Origin of the sequence: Neobacillus niacini, from assembly GCF_019749295.1 — a bacterium.
GTDB lineage: Bacteria > Bacillota > Bacilli > Bacillales > Cytobacillaceae > Neobacillus > Neobacillus niacini_D.
Window position 1 is genome coordinate 17,692 of sequence record NZ_JACWFG010000014.1, and the last position, 17,554, is coordinate 35,245.

Here is a 17,554-nt window from a genome sequence, read left to right on the forward strand (position 1 = left end):
TCTAATCTTCACTATTATTTTATGAAAAAAAATAACAATAATTCAGTTTCATGATAAAATAAATAGCATGGAATTTTACTTTACTAGTTTTTGCTTGCTGAAATGACAAGTTATTACTAGTTTATATGATTAGAAGTTAAGAATCTATTTGAAACAGGTGGGTGACATCGTGGGCAAAACCATTGCAATCGCGAATCAAAAGGGCGGAGTTGGAAAGACAACGACCTCTGTCAATCTAGGCGCCTGCTTAGCATACATTGGAAAAAAGGTTTTATTAGTAGACATTGATCCACAAGGGAATGCAACAAGCGGAATTGGAATCGACAAAGCAGATGTAGAACAATGCATATATGATGTTTTAGTAGATGACGTAGAAGCGAAGGATGTTATTAAAGCAACATCTGTAGAGAATTTATATGCAATTCCAGCGACAATTCAGCTTGCAGGAGCAGAGATTGAATTGGTTCCTACTATTTCTAGAGAGGTCCGATTAAAGCGTGCTCTTGAGGAAGTCAAAGATCAATTTGATTATATTATCATTGATTGTCCTCCTTCATTAGGACTGTTGACGCTTAACTCCTTAACCGCCTCTGACTCTGTGTTAATCCCTGTTCAATGTGAATATTATGCTTTAGAAGGTTTAAGTCAATTATTAAATACTGTTAGACTAGTGCAAAAACACTTAAACCAAGATTTAAAAATTGAAGGTGTATTATTAACGATGCTTGATGCCCGTACCAATTTAGGCATTCAAGTTATAGAAGAAGTTAAGAAGTACTTTCAAGACAAAGTATATAAAACCATTATCCCAAGAAATGTACGTCTAAGTGAGGCTCCAAGTCATGGCGAACCAATTATTACGTATGATTCAAAATCTCGTGGAGCAGAAGTTTATTTAGATCTAGCAAAGGAAGTGGTCTCAAATGGCTAAAGGTCTCGGAAAAAAAGGCATAAATGCATTTTTTACAAATATTGAAGCTGATAAGGAAGAGACTGTCCAAGAAATTAGTATAAAAGAATTGCGCCCGAACCCTTACCAGCCAAGGAAAACATTTCAACAAGAGGCCATTGATGAGTTAAAAGCTTCTATTTTAGAACATGGAATCCTTCAGCCTCTTGTGGTAAGAAAAAGCATTAAAGGGTATGAAATTGTAGTCGGGGAAAGACGTTTTCGGGCAGCAAAGGAAGCCAAATTAGCTACTGTTCCAGCTGTTGTCAGAGAGTTAACAGAACAGCAAATGATGGAATTAGCAGTACTGGAAAACCTGCAGCGGGAAGACTTGAACCCCATCGAAGAGGGTCAGGCATACCAAACGCTGATGGAAAAGTTAAAATTCACTCAAGAAGAGGTAGCGAAGCGTTTAGGGAAAAGCCGGCCGCATGTTGCCAATCATATTCGACTGCTTTCTCTTCCTCCTAAAATTCAAGAGTTAATTTCAACTGATAAAATCTCAATGGGTCATGGACGAGCACTATTGGGTTTACGTCAAAAGGCTAAGCTGCCAGCTTTAGTAGATAAGATTATTCAAGAATCATTAAATGTCCGCCAGTTGGAAAAGCTCATTCAACAGTTAAATGAAAATGTTCCACGTGAAACAAAAAAGCCTGAAAAGAAAAAGGATGTATTTATCCAGGAGCGTGAACACTCCCTTCGTGAGCGATTCGGAACAACAGTAAATATAAAAACATCAAAAAACAAAGGTAAAATCGAAATCGAATTCTTCTCTCAAGAAGACCTAGAACGACTCTTAGAAATGCTGAGTAAGGAAGAATCATATTAAACCATCATTGGATGGTTTATTTTTTTGCTGTGTTAAAGGTGAATTTTGATTGAGAACCCTGTTGATTTGTGCGGAAGGCGCGAGACTCCTGCAGGAGGACGGGACTGAGGAGGCTTCCCGAACCGCCTGGAGCACAAATCAACAGCCCCTTTTAACATAGCTTTTTTTTAAAAAATAACTTTCCAACAACACAAAAAGATGATAGTTTAATACTATTATAAATTTCGAGTTTCGAAGAATAGGTGAATAGAATGTTTTTATTAGGAACGCTTGTAAATGGTGTATTAATCATAATCGGAGTACTGATTGGCAGGCTTTTGAACCGAATTCCTGATAGCATGAAAACAACGGTTATGTACGCAATAGGCTTATCAGTGATTGTCCTAGGACTGCAAATGGGATTAAAGAGTGAGAATTTTCTAATTGTGATAATAAGCTTGGTTTTGGGAGCTGTTTTTGGAGAACTCATGCAATTGGAGGAAAGGCTCAATCAACTTGGCCTTTGGCTGGAAAAGAAAATGGATTCTAACGGAAAAAGTGCAGGAAAAGGCAGTATTGCAGAGGGATTCGTGACAGCAACCTTGATCTTTGTTATTGGCGCCATGGCAATAATAGGAGCACTTGACAGCGGCATCCGGGGTGATCACGATGTTTTGTATACAAAAGGGCTAATAGATGGGTTCACTTCTATTATTTTAACGACGACCCTTGGAATTGGCGTTATTTTTTCAGCCATTCCCGTAATGCTTTATCAAGGAATTATTGCTTTATTTGCCACCCAGATTAATACCTTTATACCTCAGTTACTGATGGATCAATTCATTGTTGAAATGACAGCAACAGGCGGTGTTATGATTTTTGCTATTGGCCTAAATCTAACAGGATTAGTAAAAATTAAAGTAGCAAACCTCCTCCCTGCTATTGTTGTGACAGGATTTATCGTTACGATTCTCTATCTTTATAATTTATATTTATAGTACTTACAGTATTTGTGAAAATTAAAGGAGCAAGTGGATGTATTCCAGATTGCTCCTTTAATTGGTTTTTTTCTGCTCTTGCTGTGTTAATTCTTGCAGTCTTCCTTTTGAATGGAGAATACTTGCTTGATAAATTCCATTTGCAATGGTTTTTGCCATTTTCATTACTAGATTAAGGCGAGTATTTTGTAAAACAAAAAACTCCATAAACCCGCTGACATTAACAATACCGGTAATATGAATATCTCCGACAGCAGGGAGTTCTTTGTTTACTCCAGCGCCAGGTTTAACTGGGCCGTCACCTACCTGAATGATACCAACATTTTTCATTCTGCCTAAACAGGCATCAATCCCAATAATATAAGGGTTATGGTGTTTTATTGTAATTTCTTTTAAACGTTCAGTAAGATTCACAGCATGAATAGGTTCATCAAGTGTACCGTACACGTAGAAGGAAGAAATGTCCTTTTCCTCTAAAAACGATCCAACAAGGGGTCCTAAAGAATCTCCAGTTGAGCGATCAGTTCCGATACAAACAAATACAATGGGACGCTCCGCATTCCTGGGAAGGAATCTGATTAATTCCATTGAAAGATTGTCAACAGCTTGAAAATCATCATGGAGTATTCGCCCTGTATTTGCCTTCCTATCCAAGAAACTTGGTCTAAGATTCATAAGTACACTCCTCGGTTTGTGCATGCTTTTGTCTGGCTTGGAGCACCCAAGCAAGCCGTTTCTGTATTTCTTTTTAACAGTATACGGAAAATTATGAAAATCTATACATAGTCAATTGAAGATATTCCAGTTGAAAAAATGAATATTTCACACTACTATAAGATAAAAAGAAAACTTAACGTATAAGAGGATTGAATTGGTTTAGGGAAAGGGTGATGGGATGAGTTCTACTGAAAGAATTATTCAGAGATTTGTTGATAAATTCCAAAATGAAGATACGTGGCTCGCAATGGGGGAAGGGCTGCTAAAGATCATTGCCATTATGATCGTGGCTAAAATACTGATCAAATTAGGAAGTATAGCCATCGATAATGTTTTCAAAATAAGAACTCGCTCTCCTTTAAAGACTTCAGAGCGAAGAGAAGAAACACTAGCAAAGCTTCTAGATAATGTTCTTACATATGTAGTCTATTTTATTTCTTTTATGATGATTCTTTCTGTTTTAACGATTGACGTAAAAGCGCTGATTGCTGGAGCTGGGGTTGTTGGACTGGCTGTTGGTTTTGGTGCTCAGAGTCTTGTCAAAGATGTTATTACGGGATTCTTTATTATTTTTGAGGACCAATTCTCAGTTGGTGACCACGTGAGGATTGACCAATTTGAAGGAACTGTTCAAACGATTGGTCTGCGCACCACCAAGCTGAAAAGCTGGACAGGAGAAGTACATATTCTGCCGAATGGAAGTATTGTTCAGGTTACAAACTTCTCCTTAAATAACAGCTTAGCAATTATTGATATATCTGTTGCATATGAAGAAGATATTGAAAAGACACAAAACGTTATAAGGGATTTGCTTGAAAAAATGCCGGAACGTTACGAAGAACTTACGAAAGCACCTGAGCTTTTAGGCGTTCAAACCTTAGGACCTTCAGAGGTAGTTTTAAGAATTGTTGCAGAAACTCTGCCAATGAAGCATGCTGGAGTTACAAGGAACATCAAGAGAGATGTGAAAGAATGTTTAGATGCGCATGGTATTGAAATTCCATATCCACGTATGGTCATGTACTCAAAGAATTCTGGAAATATCAATGAACCTAGTGTTTAAAAGGAGAGGTATTCAATGGAAGAAAAAGAATTTGGGTTAAATGATGTCGTTGAGATGAAAAAGCAGCATCCCTGTGGAACAAATCGCTGGAAAATCATTCGCATGGGGATGGACATTCGGATTAAGTGCGAGGGCTGCGATCATAGCGTGATGATTCCAAGACGTGAATTTTCAAGGAAAATGAAGAAAATATTGGTGAAGCATGAACAGTAGTTCAAGCTTCTTTTTTTTGCTTAATTATATTATCCTATTAAAAAAGTAGATAGATGATTTTGGGGGTGGAGAATTTGGCTGAGGTGATCAAATCAGCATGTCCTTTGAACTGCTGGGATAGCTGCGGTCTTCTTGTAACGGTAGATAATAATAAAGTAGTAAAAGTGGAAGGTGATCCTTCCCACCCAATCACAAAGGGAAAAATCTGCGGCAGAGGAAGAATGCTTGAAACTAGGACCAATTCTCCGGAGCGAATTTTGTATCCTTTAAAAAAGGTAAACGGAGAATTTAAACAAATTTCATGGGAGCAAGCTCTTGATGAGATATCTCACAAAATGATGGAAATTAAAGAACAGCATGGTTCAACAGCTGTCCTTCACAGTCATGATTATTCGAATAATGGGATACTGAAAAATTTAGATCAACGCTTTTTTAATATGTATGGCGGTGTCACGGAACTTTATGGTTCACTTTGCTGGGGTGCAGGAATTGAGGCTCAAAAATGGGATTTTGGTGACGCTTATGGTCATGAACCAGAGGATGTGCTAGAAAGTAAAAACATTATTATCTGGGGAAGAAATGTCGCACGGACCAATATGCACTTTTACGAAAAACTATTGGAAGCGAAGAAAAACGGAGCAAAGATTTATGTTATTGATCCAATGTTTAACGCAACTGCAAAAATAGCAGACGAATATATATCAATAAAACCTGGAATGGATGGTTTATTAGCAGTTGGGATTATCAAAGAAATCCTCCGATTAGGGATGGAAGATCGTAACTTTATTCTTCACCATTCACAGGGATTTGAGGATTTAGAAAATCTTGTTGATGGTATTTCTTTAGAAGAAATTAGTGAAATGACGGAAGTACCAATTGAAATAATCCGCTCTTTTGCAAATATCTATGCAGATAAACCAACTTCAACGTTTATGGGGCTTGGACTCCAGCGATATAAGAACGGCGGGAATACCATCCGTCTAATTGACGCCCTTGTGGCTGTAAGTGGTAATATAGGAATTTCTGGCGGTGGAGCCAACTATGCCAATCTTCAAGTAGGTCAAAGCTTTGATGTTGCTAATTTAACGATGAGTGACCGAAGGAGCAGCCATAGACAGTTTTCAATTATGAGACAGGCTGAGGAAGTACTTGCTGCGGTTGATCCAATAATAGAGATGATTATCGTTACCTGCGGCAATCCTCTCACACAGGTTCCGGATTCAACACTTGTAGAAAAGGCCTTTTCATCTGTTTCAACACTTGTTGTAATTGATCAGTTTATGACGGATACAGCAGCTTTGGCAGATTATGTTCTGCCAACTGGCACTTCATTTGAGGAAGAGGATATTTATTATTCCTCCATGTATCATCACTACGTCAATTATGGTCCAAAATTCGTTTCAGCTCCAGGGGAAGCAAAATCTGATTTATGGATTTGGACACAGCTGGCACAGAGACTCGGATTTGGTGATGTTTTTAACTCTTCAAGAGAGCAGTTGCTGAATTTGTCACTTCAGTCTTTAGCTGAAAAAGGGAAAACATTAGTGGAACTTAAAGAGAGAGGAACTCTTGAGTTACCTGTTAAGTATGTTCCATGGCATGATTTTAAATTCAAAACAGCTTCTGGGAAATATGAGTTTACAACCATGGATAAGGGTGAAGAAGGTAAGTTGACATTGGCTGTTCCGGAAGAATCCAAATGGAACAACCCCGAACTTGCGGAGAATTACCCATATAGCCTATTAACCATCCATCCTTTACGGTCAAACCATTCTCAAAATTATCATCTTTACTCTAAAGCTCCTCAGCTTAAGATAGAGGTATCCGAAGACATTGCAGCCAGTAAAAACCTAAAGACTGGTGATTATGTGAGAGTATGGAATGATCGGGGAGAAGTAAAAGGACAGCTTTCCATTTTGCCAAAGGCACATCCTAATACGATAAATATTGATGAAGGAATTTGGAAAAAATTTGGCGGGTCTGTAAATGCTTTAACCTCAAGCAGAGAATCAGATAATGGTCTAGGAAGTACCTTGTATGATTGCTTGGTGAATATTGAAAAAATAAACTAACTGCTGCTTTTAGCGGCAGTTTTTCTTTTCTATCTTACGTGTCTAGAGCTTCCACTTTTCTTTGCTTGTCTTTTTACGGGCTAATGCCTATAATTGTGAGAGGCTTTTTAAAATTAACGGACATTATTTATTAAAATAGATTTGATTTTTAGAGGAGTGAAAGTTATGGCATTAACAGCAGGGATTGTAGGTCTGCCGAATGTTGGTAAGTCTACTTTATTTAATGCAATTACACAGGCTGGAGCTGAATCAGCGAACTATCCATTCTGTACAATTGATCCAAACGTAGGAATTGTCGAGGTGCCGGATCACCGTCTAACTAAATTGACTGAACTCGTGCAGCCGAAAAAGACCGTTCCAACAGCATTTGAATTTACCGATATCGCGGGAATTGTAAAAGGTGCGAGTAAAGGTGAAGGGCTGGGGAACAAATTCCTTTCTCACATCCGTCAGGTAGATGCAATTTGTCAGGTTGTTCGCTGCTTCGCAGATGATAACATTACCCATGTATCTGGTAAGGTTGATCCGATTTCAGATATTGAAGTAATTAACTTAGAGTTAATTCTTGCGGACATGGAATCTGTGGAAAAACGGATCAGCCGTGTGGAAAAACTAGCTAAGCAAAAGGATAAAGACGCTGCAGCTGAGTTTGAAGTACTCTCTATGCTTCGCGATGCCTTTGAAGCAGAAAAACCAGCGCGGACGGTTGAATTTACTGATGAACAAATGAAAATTGCAAAGATGCTTCATCTGTTAACGATTAAGCCAGTTCTTTATGTGGCAAATGTGGGTGAAGATGATATCGCGGATCCATCTGGAAATGAATATGTTCAAAAGGTTCGTGAGTTTGCTGCTGCAGATAATGCAGAAGTAATTGTGGTTTGTGCAAAGATTGAAGAGGAAATTTCTGAACTCGAAGGCGAAGAAAAGCAAATGTTCCTTGAAGAGCTTGGAATTGAAGAGTCTGGACTTGACCAATTAATCCGTGCTGCTTATAACTTGCTTGGTTTAGCGACATATTTTACAGCTGGTGTACAGGAAGTACGCGCTTGGACGTTTAGACATGGCATGAAAGCTCCACAATGTGCGGGAATCATTCACTCTGATTTCGAACGCGGATTTATTCGTGCAGAAACAGTTTCATACGATGATTTATTAGCTGCAGGAAGCCATAATGCTGCGAAAGAGGCTGGTAAGGTTCGTCTAGAAGGAAAAGATTATGTAGTAAAAGATGGAGATGTTATTCACTTCCGTTTCAATGTTTAAAACAATCAGCCTTGCGTTTGCAAGGCTTTTTATATGGGAAGACTTTTAACACAAAGGCAGTGTAAAAGCTAAATTAGTTATTGGCACCCTGTTGATTTGTGCGGAAGGCACGAAGACTCCTCGAAAATGCTATCGCATTTTCTTCGTGCGTGGGTAGATTCAGGGAAGTAAATCAATGTCCTGCAGGAGTACGGAGCAGGTGAGACCCCACAGGCGCTTGCGCCGAGGAGGCTCACCGCAACGCCTGCGGAAAGCGAAGTGCCTCGTGACAGGCAAAGACCGCCTGTCCCTGCGAAGCTTAACCAAGAAGCATTCCTTAGTGGAGCGCAAATCAACAGAAACCTCTTAACACAGCCCAAGTAAAAATATAGAAATAGTGAACAACCTTGCTTTTCACTAATAACTATGATAAAATCTTAACTTGTGAGTAATGAATAATTGCTCCTTGCCCAAATGGGCCGTTTAGACCAAAAGGAGGTGACTGTGATGAATAAGTACGAAATCATGTACATCATCCGCCCAAACATTGAAGACGAAGCGAAAAAGGCTCTTGTAGAGCGTTTCAACGGAATTCTTCTTGAAAACGGTGCGGAAACTGCTGAGACAAAAGATTGGGGTAAGCGTCGTTTAGCTTACGAAATCAACGATTTCCGTGATGGTTATTACGAAATCGTAAAAACTACATCTTCAGCTGACGCGGTACAAGAATTTTCTCGTCTTGCGAAAATCAGCGAAGATATCATTCGCCATTTAGTAATTAAAGAAGAAGCTTAATATAAATATATTTTGGTCTGAATGTTTCACATGAAACATTCACCAAAAGAAAAGGAGTTGATTCTGATGATGAATCGTGTCGTTCTTGTCGGCCGTTTAACAAAAGATCCTGATTTGCGTTATACACCAAATGGGGTTCCTGTTGCTACCTTTACATTAGCGGTTAACCGTCCGTTTTCTAGTCAGTCAGGTGAGCGTGAAGCAGACTTTATTAATTGTGTTGTTTGGCGAAAACCTGCTGAAAATGTGGCTAACTTCTTGAAGAAGGGCAGTCTTGCAGGTGTAGATGGCCGGATTCAAACCCGCAACTATGAGGGACAAGATGGTAAGCGTGTATACGTTACTGAAGTCCAGGCAGAAAGTGTTCAATTTCTTGAGCCTAAAAATGCTTCTGGCGGCGGTGGCGGAAGAAGCGACAATGATTACTTCGGTGCACCACCAAGGGAACCGCAAGGAAATCCTTATGGCGGCGGCAATCAGAATCAGAATCAACAACGCCAATATCAAGGCAATAACAACAATAACAAAGGTTTTACTAAAGTGGATGATGATCCGTTCGCAGGTAACGGTCAGATTGACATCTCCGATGATGACTTACCATTTTAAAAGTGAACTTTTAACAGTGATTTAAATAAACAGCAATAAAGGAGGGAAATTTTCATGGCAGGTGGAGGACGTAAAGGCGGACGCGCGAAGCGCCGTAAAGTGTGCTATTTTACAGCAAATGGTATCACTCGCATCGATTATAAAGAGGTTGATTTACTTAAAAAGTTCATCTCTGAACGTGGAAAGATTTTACCACGTCGTGTAACTGGTACAAGCGCTAAATATCAGCGTAAACTAACTGTTGCAATCAAACGTGCACGTCAAATGGCATTATTACCATTCGTTGCAGGTGAATAATAAAGCGTAAGCGCCTTGGCGCTTAAAGCTAGAATAAAAAGTATAAGGCAGCTGGGGTTAATCCCTTGCTGTCTTTTTATTTTATCTTGCAGATTTGTTGAATAGGAGAGCGTAACTGGCTAAAATTAAGGAATAGGGTTTTTTTGAAATAATTGGGGTGAAGTAGTGAAGAATGTTCGTAAATTAACTGAAGGAGCTATCCTTTTAGCAGCTTTTGCTGTTTTATTATTACTGACGATCTATGTCCCGTTTCTCGGCATGGTGGTGAATTTATTTTTAGCTGTACCGTTTATGCTATTTACAGCAAAAAATGATGGGAAAAGTATTTTTGTTTTTATCGTTGCCTCCCTTCTTCTATCATTCATTGTAGGAAGTGTTATGTCCCTTCCATTAGCACTTGCTTATGGTACAACAGGTGCTGTAATCGGTTACTTAATTCAAAGACAGAAGAATATGGGTGTTTTATTTATTGCGGGAACCCTTGTTTTTTTAATTAACTTAATTATCATTTATGTGACTAGTATTGTTCTTTTTGAAGTGGATATGATTACTGAAATGATTGAATTGATGAGGGAATCGCTCAACGTTTCAGCTGATTTACTAAAGAACTTCGGAAATGCACAAGATTCGGAAAAGCTGTTGGAGCAATTTAATAATGGATTAAATCTAATTAAGACGCTAATCCCAACGTTATTCGTTCTATCTTCGTTTTTTATCGTATTTATCATGCAGCTTGTATCCTTCCCAATCATTAAAAGATTTGGTATTAAGGTTGAAAAGTGGAAAAGCTTTAAAGAGATCTCATTGCCAAAAAGTTTATTATATTACTTTCTCTTAACGCTGCTATTAAGTATGTTTATGAACCCGGAAGAAGGTACCTTCTGGTATATGGCCATTATTAATATGACATACATCCTGCAATTCCTTATGGTCCTGCAAGGATATACATTTATGTTTTACTATTTTGACAAAAAGGGTATTTCAAAAGCTATATCTATTACAATAGGTATTGTCGCTTTTCTAATTCCAATTTTCCTTTATATTATAGGGATATTAGGTATAATTGACTTAGGCTTTGATTTACGAAAGGGCTTTATTAAAAAAGAGAGATGACTACTGTTTAGGAGCTGAAAAAATTGCCTGCATTTATTGAAAAGCGCTCGATTCGTTACCCTTTTTACGGGCTAATAGGCATTACAGTGGTGCTGCTCATTGTCCTGGCCTACTATAATTGGATCCTCAGCTTGGTTGGTTTATTTCTCATTATCCCGCCGTTGTACTATATGTTAGTCATCGATTCCAGCCAAAGAAAAGAGATGGAAGATTATATCTCTACCCTTTCTTACCGAGTAAAACGGGTAGGCGAAGAAGCATTGATGGAAATGCCAATCGGAATTATGCTCATCAATGATGATTATTTTATAGAGTGGACGAATCCATTTCTCTCCTCTTATTTTGATGAAGACACCCTTATTGGAAAGTCACTTTATGAAATTGCTGATACGTTGATACCGGTAATTAAGCAAGAGGTTGGCACAGAAATTATTACACTTCATGGGCGGAAATTTCGTGTAATTCTGAAAAGTGAGGAAAAGCTCCTGTACTTTTTTGATGTTACAGAACAAAAAGAAATTGAAAAGTTATATCATGATGAAAGAACCGTTATTGCCGTTATCTTTTTAGATAATTATGATGAGCTGACGCAGGGCATGGATGACCAAATGCGTGGAAGTATTAACAATATGGTTACTTCAACCTTAAATAAGTGGGCTCAAGACAACGGGATCTTTCTTAAAAGGATATCATCAGAACGATTTATTGCTGTTTTCAACGAAGCCATCCTGCAGCTCTTGGAGAAAGAAAAGTTTACTGTTCTAGATGAAATGAGAGAAATGACATCTAAACAAAATATCTCCTTTACCCTTAGTATTGGAGTGGGTGCTGGGACGCCTTCACTGCCTGAACTAGGTGTATTAGCACAATCAAGCCTGGATCTTGCTCTTGGAAGAGGCGGTGATCAAGTGGCTATTAAACACCCGAATGGCAAAGTGAAATTTTTCGGCGGTAAAACCAATCCGGTTGAAAAACGGACAAGAGTACGTGCACGCGTTATTTCGCATGCATTAAAGGATTTAATTACGGCTAGTGATAAAGTAATTATTATGGGTCATAAAAATCCAGATATGGACTCTATTGGTTCGTCTATCGGTATTTACAAGGTCGCACAAATGAATCAAAAAGATGCCTACATAGTTTTAAACTTTCAGGAAATGGATGGCGCTGTGCATAGACTCATGGGGGAAATTCGTCAGCAGGAGCAATTATTCTCACGATTTATTGGTCCAGAAGAGGCACTTGAAATTTCCACAGAAAAAACACTGCTGGTCATTGTTGATACTCATAAGCCTGCACTGGTCATTGAAGAACGTCTTCTAAATAAAATTGATAATGTAGTGGTAATTGACCACCATCGCCGCGGGGAAGAATTCATTGAAAATCCAGTTCTTGTTTATATGGAGCCATATGCTTCTTCTACAGCGGAACTTGTAACCGAATTTCTTGAATACCAGCCAAAACGCGGTAAAATAGAAATGATAGAAGCAACTGCACTGCTCGCGGGAATTGTGGTGGATACAAAAAGCTTTACCTTACGAACAGGGGCAAGAACCTTCGATGCTGCCTCCTATTTAAGGGGTCAAGGCGCAGACACCATTTTAGTTCAGAAGTTTTTAAAGGAAAGTGTTGATACCTATATTAAAAGGGCTAAGTTAATTGAATCGGTTCTTTTTTATCGTGATGGTATTGCGATAGCAAAAGGCGATGAAGGCGAACTGCATGATCAAGTATTACTTGCCCAAGCAGCGGATACACTCCTGACAATGGATGGTGTCGCAGCCTCCTTTGTTATTGCAAAACGCAGCGAGGGACTAATTGGGATTAGTGCGAGATCGCTTGGCAACGTAAATGTTCAAGTCATTATGGAAAAACTTCAAGGCGGCGGTCATTTAACCAATGCGGCCACTCAACTGACGGGGATATCCATAACAGAAGCAGAAAGACAATTAAAACTTGCAATTGAAGATTATTTCGAAGGTGGGAAAAAAGAATGAAAGTAATTTTTCTGAAAGATGTAAAAGGAAAAGGAAAAAAAGGTGAAGTAAAGAATGTTGCTGATGGCTATGCCCATAATTTCTTAATTAAGCAGGGCCTTGCAATTGAGGCAAATAATACAAATATCAGTACACTCGAGGGCCAGAAGAAAAAGGAAGACAAACGTGCGGCAGAAGAGCTTGCTGAAGCTAAAAAGCTAGGCGAACAGTTAGAAAAAATCACTGTAGAGCTATCTGCAAAAGCTGGTGAAGGCGGCCGCCTATTTGGTTCCATTACGACAAAGCAAATTGCAGAAGAGCTTCAAAAGAAACACGGAATTAAAATTGATAAACGTAAAATGGAATTATCTGATGCCATTCGCACCCTTGGCCACACAAAGGTTCCGGTTAAGCTTCATCATGAGGTTTTAGCAACTTTAACCGTTCATGTAAAAGAAGTAAAGTAATTTCCAGTTCAAATTTTAGATAAACATGTTAAAATAATAAAAGTTAAGGAAAAAGGAAAGTTCACTTTTTCCTAAGTTAGTGATGTGATCGGTTGAGGCTGGTCACTTTTCTTCATTTTGGACATAATTAGTTTTAGAAACTATTAAAATATAATTTATCCTCTTCAAAAATAGGAGGTTTTGATAGATGAGCGATTTATATGCAGATCGACTGCCGCCTCAAAATATTGAAGCTGAACAAGCCGTATTAGGTGCTATATTTTTAGAGCCTTCTTCATTAACGGTAGCTTCCGAAATTTTAATACCAGAAGATTTCTATCGTGCGGCCCACCAAAAGATATACAATGCGATGTTGAAACTGAACGACGAAGGAAAAGTAGTTGACCTTGTCACAGTAACAGAGGAATTAGCAGCAGCAAAGCTAATTGAAGATACTGGCGGAGTCAGCTATTTAAGTGATTTGGCAAGCTCTGTCCCAACAGCAGCCAATATTGAGTATTATGCTAGAATCGTAGAAGAAAAGTCTTTACTCCGAAGATTAATTCGTACAGCTACTGAAATTGCTTCTGATGGTTATTCCCGTGAAGACGAAGTGGAAGCATTATTAAGTGAAGCGGAGAAAAATATTCTCGCAGTTGCTCAGCGAAAAAATGCCGGTGCCTTCCATAATATTAAAGACGTCCTTGTTCGTACGTATGACAATATTGAAGAAATGCATAACCGTGTTGGAGAGATTACCGGTATTTCCACAGGATTTGCTGAGCTAGACAGAATGACCGCAGGTTTCCAGCGTAATGATTTAATTATCGTTGGAGCCCGTCCTTCCGTTGGTAAAACGGCTTTTGCCTTAAATATCGCCTCAAACGTCGCCATTAAGACCGGTGAAAATGTTGCGATTTTCAGTCTTGAGATGGGTGCCGAACAGCTGGTTATGCGTATGTTGTGTTCTGAGGGCAATATAGACGCGCAGCGTCTTCGTACAGGCTCTCTGACCGATGATGACTGGGGCAAGCTGACGATGGCAATGGGTGCACTTTCTAACTCAGGTATCTTTATTGACGATACTCCAGGGGTAAGAATCAGTGATATTCGCTCCAAATGCCGCCGTCTAAAGCAAGAGCATGGCTTAGGAATGATCTTGATCGATTACTTACAGCTTATCTTAGGAAGCGGCCGTTCCGGCGAGAACCGCCAGCAGGAAGTATCTGAGATTTCCCGTTCCCTTAAGCAATTAGCCCGTGAGCTGCAGGTTCCGGTTATTGCACTGTCTCAGCTGTCACGTGGTGTCGAGCAGCGTCAGGATAAGCGTCCAATGATGTCTGATATCCGTGAATCCGGTTCGATTGAGCAGGATGCCGATATTGTAGCCTTCTTATATCGTGATGATTACTACGATAAAGAGTCCGAGAATAAAAACATCATCGAAATCATCATCGCAAAGCAGCGTAACGGCCCAACAGGCACCGTTTCTCTAGCCTTTGTAAAAGAATACAATAAATTCGTAAACTTGGAGACCCGATACGATCCGAGTGCATAGAGAGCTCAGCCAAGCCTTTGGCTGGGCTTTTTTGGTTTTTCTAAAAAGGGTAATATTAAGGGATGATACCAGGAGAATCGTGCCCTTGAGCAGTAAAATAAAGTAACAGAGGGAACGATACCAGGAGAATCATGCCCTTGGGCAGTAAAATGAAGTAACAGAGAGAACGATACCAGGAGAATCATGCCCTTAGGCTGTGAAATGAAGTAACAGAGGGAACGATACCAGGAGAATCGTTCCCTTGAGCAGTAGAAAGAAGTAATAGAGGGAACGATACCTATTTTTCCACATAGTGAGAGGCCCTGGCTTTGTCTAGGAGAACAAAGTTTTTAGAAAGTACTCGTCGAATTACCTTTTTTGACTTTATAGAACCACACCAGTCATAAATAGTATCAACTGTAATTTTATTATCTGGAAAAAGTAAACGAAATTCATTTAAACTTCTTAAAATAGCGGCTTCTGCATCCTCTATACATCCACACTTCTTACATATCAGTGTTCCATCAGTTAAAAAGGCTTTACAGTTGTGACAAATAACTCCTTTCCTTAACTCTTCAAAGGTGTATGAAGGCAATCTCGGATAGGGTGATTCAATTTTGTGAAGGCTCTCTAATTGTTTGGCTAATTGGTAATGTTTTTTACTTAGTGGTACGGGCTTAGAATTTAGCCTTTTCAAAAAGCGATTTAGCTGTGTTGGAAAAATAATAGCAGAGTGGATTGTGGGGATATATAAATGGAACTCGGGGTTATTGAAGATTAGATAAGATTCAATCGTATATGGGTATCCCAATTCTAGCAGCAATTTGTTAAGTAAGGTTTCGCAGCGTTCTAGTTGGTGTAAAGGGTTCTTTTGCAAAACTCCTGCGGGATTATACCATTTATCATCTTTAACAGCGTAGTCTCCTTCAAAGTTTTTCACATCTAATATATAAACTTTCTCATAAGCAATAATTAACGTATCAATTTGGAAAATGGATTGATTATATTCAAGTAATAAATCATGTAGAACCAGCCACGAATCAGTAAGGTTTTTCAGCCATGTATCACTTCTTACCTCACCTTCATACCCTTTTTTAATTGTCCAATAATGTTTTTGTTCATCCTCAGTCAGCTTCATTCTAGCATTTAAAAAGTGAGTAAGTACTAATCCCAGTGGTTCAGGCCTCTCTTTAAAAACCATATAACACTTCCTCTCTATAATATCTATTTTATGGAAAGTCCCTAACCATTACAAGCTAGAATCATAAATCAATATTTTACGAACATATTTTAATAACTTAATATAAATCGTTCGTGTTTTGTTGACTTTTACCTATATATATTGTTAAACTTGTGTGTGGAAATAGAAAAGTGTATTTAATTTGGAGGTGCCTATATGACGTCAGTAGTGGTAGTTGGTACACAATGGGGAGACGAAGGAAAGGGTAAAATTACCGATTTTCTTTCTGAGAATGCAGAGGCAATCGCTCGTTATCAAGGTGGAAATAATGCAGGACACACAATTAAATTCAACGGAGAAACATATAAATTGCACTTAATTCCATCTGGAATTTTTTATAAAGAAAAAATCTGTGTAATTGGCAATGGTATGGTTGTGGATCCGAAGGCACTTGTGGCAGAGCTTGCTTATTTACATGAAAAGGGAATTACAACGGATAATCTTCGCATCAGCAACCGTGCACATGTAATCCTTCCTTATCACCTAAAGCTTGATGTAGTTGAGGAAGAAAGCAAGGGTGCTAATAAAATTGGAACCACTAAAAAAGGAATTGGCCCTGCTTATATGGATAAAGCGGCGCGCGTTGGCATCAGAATTGCTGACCTTCTTGAGCGTGATGTTTTTGAAGAAAAGCTGGAGCGTAATTTAGCTGAAAAGAATCGTTTATTTGAACGTATTTATGAGACTACAGGCTTCACAAAAGAAGAAATTCTAGACGAGTATTTTGAATATGGACAGCAAATTAAACAGTATGTCTGCGATACTTCTGTTGTATTAAATGATGCTTTGGATGAGGGGAAACGTGTTCTATTCGAAGGTGCTCAGGGTGTTATGCTCGATATTGACCAAGGTACTTACCCGTTCGTAACCTCTTCTAACCCAGTCGCTGGAGGCGTTACGATTGGATCTGGTGTTGGTCCATCAAAAATTACTCATGTTGTCGGTGTTTGTAAAGCCTATACTTCACGTGTAGGAGACGGACCGTTCCCAACTGAATTACATGATGAAATCGGGAACCAAATCCGGGAAGTTGGCCGTGAGTATGGAACAACCACTGGACGCCCGCGCCGAATTGGCTGGTTTGACAGCGTTGTGGTACGTCACGCACGCCGTGTCAGCGGATTAACAGATCTATCTTTGAACTCTATTGATGTATTGTCAGGTCTCGAAACGGTAAAAATCTGTACGGCATATCGATACAAGGATGAACTAATCACAGAGTACCCTGCAAGCCTTAAGGTTTTAGCGGAATGTGAACCTGTGTATGAGGAACTTCCTGGCTGGAGTGAAGATATTACAGGAGTTAAGTCACTAGATGAATTGCCTGTAAACGCGCGTCATTATGTTGAAAGAGTGACCCAGCTTACGGGAATACCGTTAACCACTTTCTCAGTAGGACCAGATCGTAACCAAACGAATGTAGTCCGCAGCCCTTGGAGACAAATTTAATCACATAAAGCCCTCACTTAACAGAGG

17 protein-coding genes are annotated in these 17,554 nt (G+C 39.1%); 15 read left to right on the forward strand and 2 right to left on the reverse strand.

Annotated elements, in window-relative coordinates; all coding sequences use genetic code 11:
- Positions 1–169: 169 nt before the first annotated feature.
- The 3 genes from H0184_RS19595 (at position 170) to H0184_RS19605 (ending at position 2,758) form a co-directional block, all read left to right on the forward strand.
- The gene (locus tag H0184_RS19595) at positions 170–931 is read left to right on the forward strand and encodes a ParA family protein (RefSeq protein ID WP_221827727.1); all 762 of its coding nucleotides are present in this window, start codon (positions 170–172) and stop codon (positions 929–931) included.
- Positions 924–1,781: a ParB/RepB/Spo0J family partition protein gene (locus H0184_RS19600; protein ID WP_221827728.1), complete on the forward strand. Its 858-nt coding sequence runs from the start codon at positions 924–926 to the stop codon at positions 1,779–1,781. The genes H0184_RS19595 and H0184_RS19600 overlap by 8 nt, the downstream gene beginning before the upstream one ends.
- 251 nt (positions 1,782–2,032) lie before the next feature.
- Complete coding sequence (locus H0184_RS19605; protein ID WP_221827729.1) at positions 2,033–2,758, forward strand: DUF554 domain-containing protein; 726 nt, start codon at positions 2,033–2,035, stop codon at positions 2,756–2,758.
- Positions 2,759–2,815: 57 nt separating this feature from the next.
- Here the strand turns inward: H0184_RS19605 and yyaC are convergent, their stop codons facing one another.
- Positions 2,816–3,433: a spore protease YyaC gene (yyaC, locus tag H0184_RS19610; protein WP_221827730.1), complete on the reverse strand. Its 618-nt coding sequence runs from the start codon at positions 3,431–3,433 to the stop codon at positions 2,816–2,818.
- Between the two features lie 220 nt (positions 3,434–3,653).
- On the opposite strand from yyaC, the gene H0184_RS19615 reads away from it, so the two are divergent.
- The 11 genes from H0184_RS19615 (at position 3,654) to dnaB (ending at position 14,859) form a co-directional block, all read left to right on the forward strand.
- Positions 3,654–4,538: a mechanosensitive ion channel family protein gene (locus H0184_RS19615; RefSeq protein WP_221827731.1), complete on the forward strand. Its 885-nt coding sequence runs from the start codon at positions 3,654–3,656 to the stop codon at positions 4,536–4,538.
- Positions 4,539–4,553: 15 nt separating this feature from the next.
- Positions 4,554–4,751, forward strand: a complete 198-nt coding sequence (locus H0184_RS19620; RefSeq protein WP_095247385.1) for a DUF951 domain-containing protein — start codon at positions 4,554–4,556, stop codon at positions 4,749–4,751.
- Between the two features lie 74 nt (positions 4,752–4,825).
- Positions 4,826–6,823 (forward strand): molybdopterin-dependent oxidoreductase, encoded by a 1,998-nt coding sequence (locus H0184_RS19625; protein ID WP_221827732.1) that lies wholly within the window; start codon positions 4,826–4,828, stop codon positions 6,821–6,823.
- A gap of 165 nt (positions 6,824–6,988) precedes the next feature.
- Entirely contained in the window at positions 6,989–8,089 is a 1,101-nt protein-coding gene (ychF, locus tag H0184_RS19630) for a redox-regulated ATPase YchF (RefSeq protein ID WP_221827733.1), read from the forward strand.
- A gap of 486 nt (positions 8,090–8,575) precedes the next feature.
- Positions 8,576–8,863 carry a 30S ribosomal protein S6 gene (gene rpsF / locus H0184_RS19635; protein WP_045519104.1) on the forward strand — a complete coding sequence of 96 codons (288 nt, stop codon included), beginning with the start codon at positions 8,576–8,578 and terminating at the stop codon, positions 8,861–8,863.
- A 66-nt stretch (positions 8,864–8,929) separates the two neighbouring features.
- Positions 8,930–9,469: a single-stranded DNA-binding protein gene (ssb, locus tag H0184_RS19640; RefSeq protein WP_221827734.1), complete on the forward strand. Its 540-nt coding sequence runs from the start codon at positions 8,930–8,932 to the stop codon at positions 9,467–9,469.
- A 54-nt stretch (positions 9,470–9,523) separates the two neighbouring features.
- On the forward strand, positions 9,524–9,766 hold the full coding sequence (gene rpsR / locus H0184_RS19645) for a 30S ribosomal protein S18 (protein WP_221827735.1): 243 nt from the start codon (positions 9,524–9,526) through the stop codon (positions 9,764–9,766).
- A gap of 165 nt (positions 9,767–9,931) precedes the next feature.
- Positions 9,932–10,879: a YybS family protein gene (locus H0184_RS19650; RefSeq protein WP_221827736.1), complete on the forward strand. Its 948-nt coding sequence runs from the start codon at positions 9,932–9,934 to the stop codon at positions 10,877–10,879.
- A 23-nt stretch (positions 10,880–10,902) separates the two neighbouring features.
- On the forward strand, positions 10,903–12,876 hold the full coding sequence (locus H0184_RS19655) for a DHH family phosphoesterase (RefSeq protein WP_221827737.1): 1,974 nt from the start codon (positions 10,903–10,905) through the stop codon (positions 12,874–12,876).
- Positions 12,873–13,322, forward strand: coding sequence for a 50S ribosomal protein L9 (gene rplI / locus H0184_RS19660; protein ID WP_221827738.1), 450 nt, complete (start codon positions 12,873–12,875; stop codon positions 13,320–13,322). Before H0184_RS19655 ends, rplI begins: the two co-directional genes overlap by 4 nt.
- 187 nt (positions 13,323–13,509) lie before the next feature.
- Positions 13,510–14,859 (forward strand): replicative DNA helicase, encoded by a 1,350-nt coding sequence (gene dnaB / locus H0184_RS19665; protein ID WP_221827739.1) that lies wholly within the window; start codon positions 13,510–13,512, stop codon positions 14,857–14,859.
- A 277-nt stretch (positions 14,860–15,136) separates the two neighbouring features.
- Here the strand turns inward: dnaB and H0184_RS19670 are convergent, their stop codons facing one another.
- Entirely contained in the window at positions 15,137–16,039 is a 903-nt protein-coding gene (locus H0184_RS19670; RefSeq protein ID WP_221827740.1) for a nuclease-related domain-containing protein, read from the reverse strand.
- Between the two features lie 195 nt (positions 16,040–16,234).
- On the opposite strand from H0184_RS19670, the gene H0184_RS19675 reads away from it, so the two are divergent.
- Positions 16,235–17,527 carry an adenylosuccinate synthase gene (locus H0184_RS19675; protein ID WP_221827741.1) on the forward strand — a complete coding sequence of 431 codons (1,293 nt, stop codon included), beginning with the start codon at positions 16,235–16,237 and terminating at the stop codon, positions 17,525–17,527.
- The last annotated feature ends 27 nt before the right edge of the window (positions 17,528–17,554 follow it).

Coding starts and splice junctions, on each gene's coding strand:
- H0184_RS19620 (WP_095247385.1), top strand. CDS start 4,554: ATGGAAGAAAAAGAATTTGGGTTAAATGATGTCGTTGAGATGAAAAAG.
- H0184_RS19615 (WP_221827731.1), top strand. CDS start 3,654: ATGAGTTCTACTGAAAGAATTATTCAGAGATTTGTTGATAAATTCCAA.
- ychF (WP_221827733.1), top strand. CDS start 6,989: ATGGCATTAACAGCAGGGATTGTAGGTCTGCCGAATGTTGGTAAGTCT.
- ssb (WP_221827734.1), top strand. CDS start 8,930: ATGATGAATCGTGTCGTTCTTGTCGGCCGTTTAACAAAAGATCCTGAT.
- rpsF (WP_045519104.1), top strand. CDS start 8,576: ATGAATAAGTACGAAATCATGTACATCATCCGCCCAAACATTGAAGAC.
- rplI (WP_221827738.1), top strand. CDS start 12,873: ATGAAAGTAATTTTTCTGAAAGATGTAAAAGGAAAAGGAAAAAAAGGT.
- yyaC (WP_221827730.1), bottom strand. CDS start 3,433: ATGAATCTTAGACCAAGTTTCTTGGATAGGAAGGCAAATACAGGGCGA.
- rpsR (WP_221827735.1), top strand. CDS start 9,524: ATGGCAGGTGGAGGACGTAAAGGCGGACGCGCGAAGCGCCGTAAAGTG.
- dnaB (WP_221827739.1), top strand. CDS start 13,510: ATGAGCGATTTATATGCAGATCGACTGCCGCCTCAAAATATTGAAGCT.
- H0184_RS19675 (WP_221827741.1), top strand. CDS start 16,235: ATGACGTCAGTAGTGGTAGTTGGTACACAATGGGGAGACGAAGGAAAG.
- H0184_RS19600 (WP_221827728.1), top strand. CDS start 924: ATGGCTAAAGGTCTCGGAAAAAAAGGCATAAATGCATTTTTTACAAAT.
- H0184_RS19605 (WP_221827729.1), top strand. CDS start 2,033: ATGTTTTTATTAGGAACGCTTGTAAATGGTGTATTAATCATAATCGGA.
- H0184_RS19670 (WP_221827740.1), bottom strand. CDS start 16,039: ATGGTTTTTAAAGAGAGGCCTGAACCACTGGGATTAGTACTTACTCAC.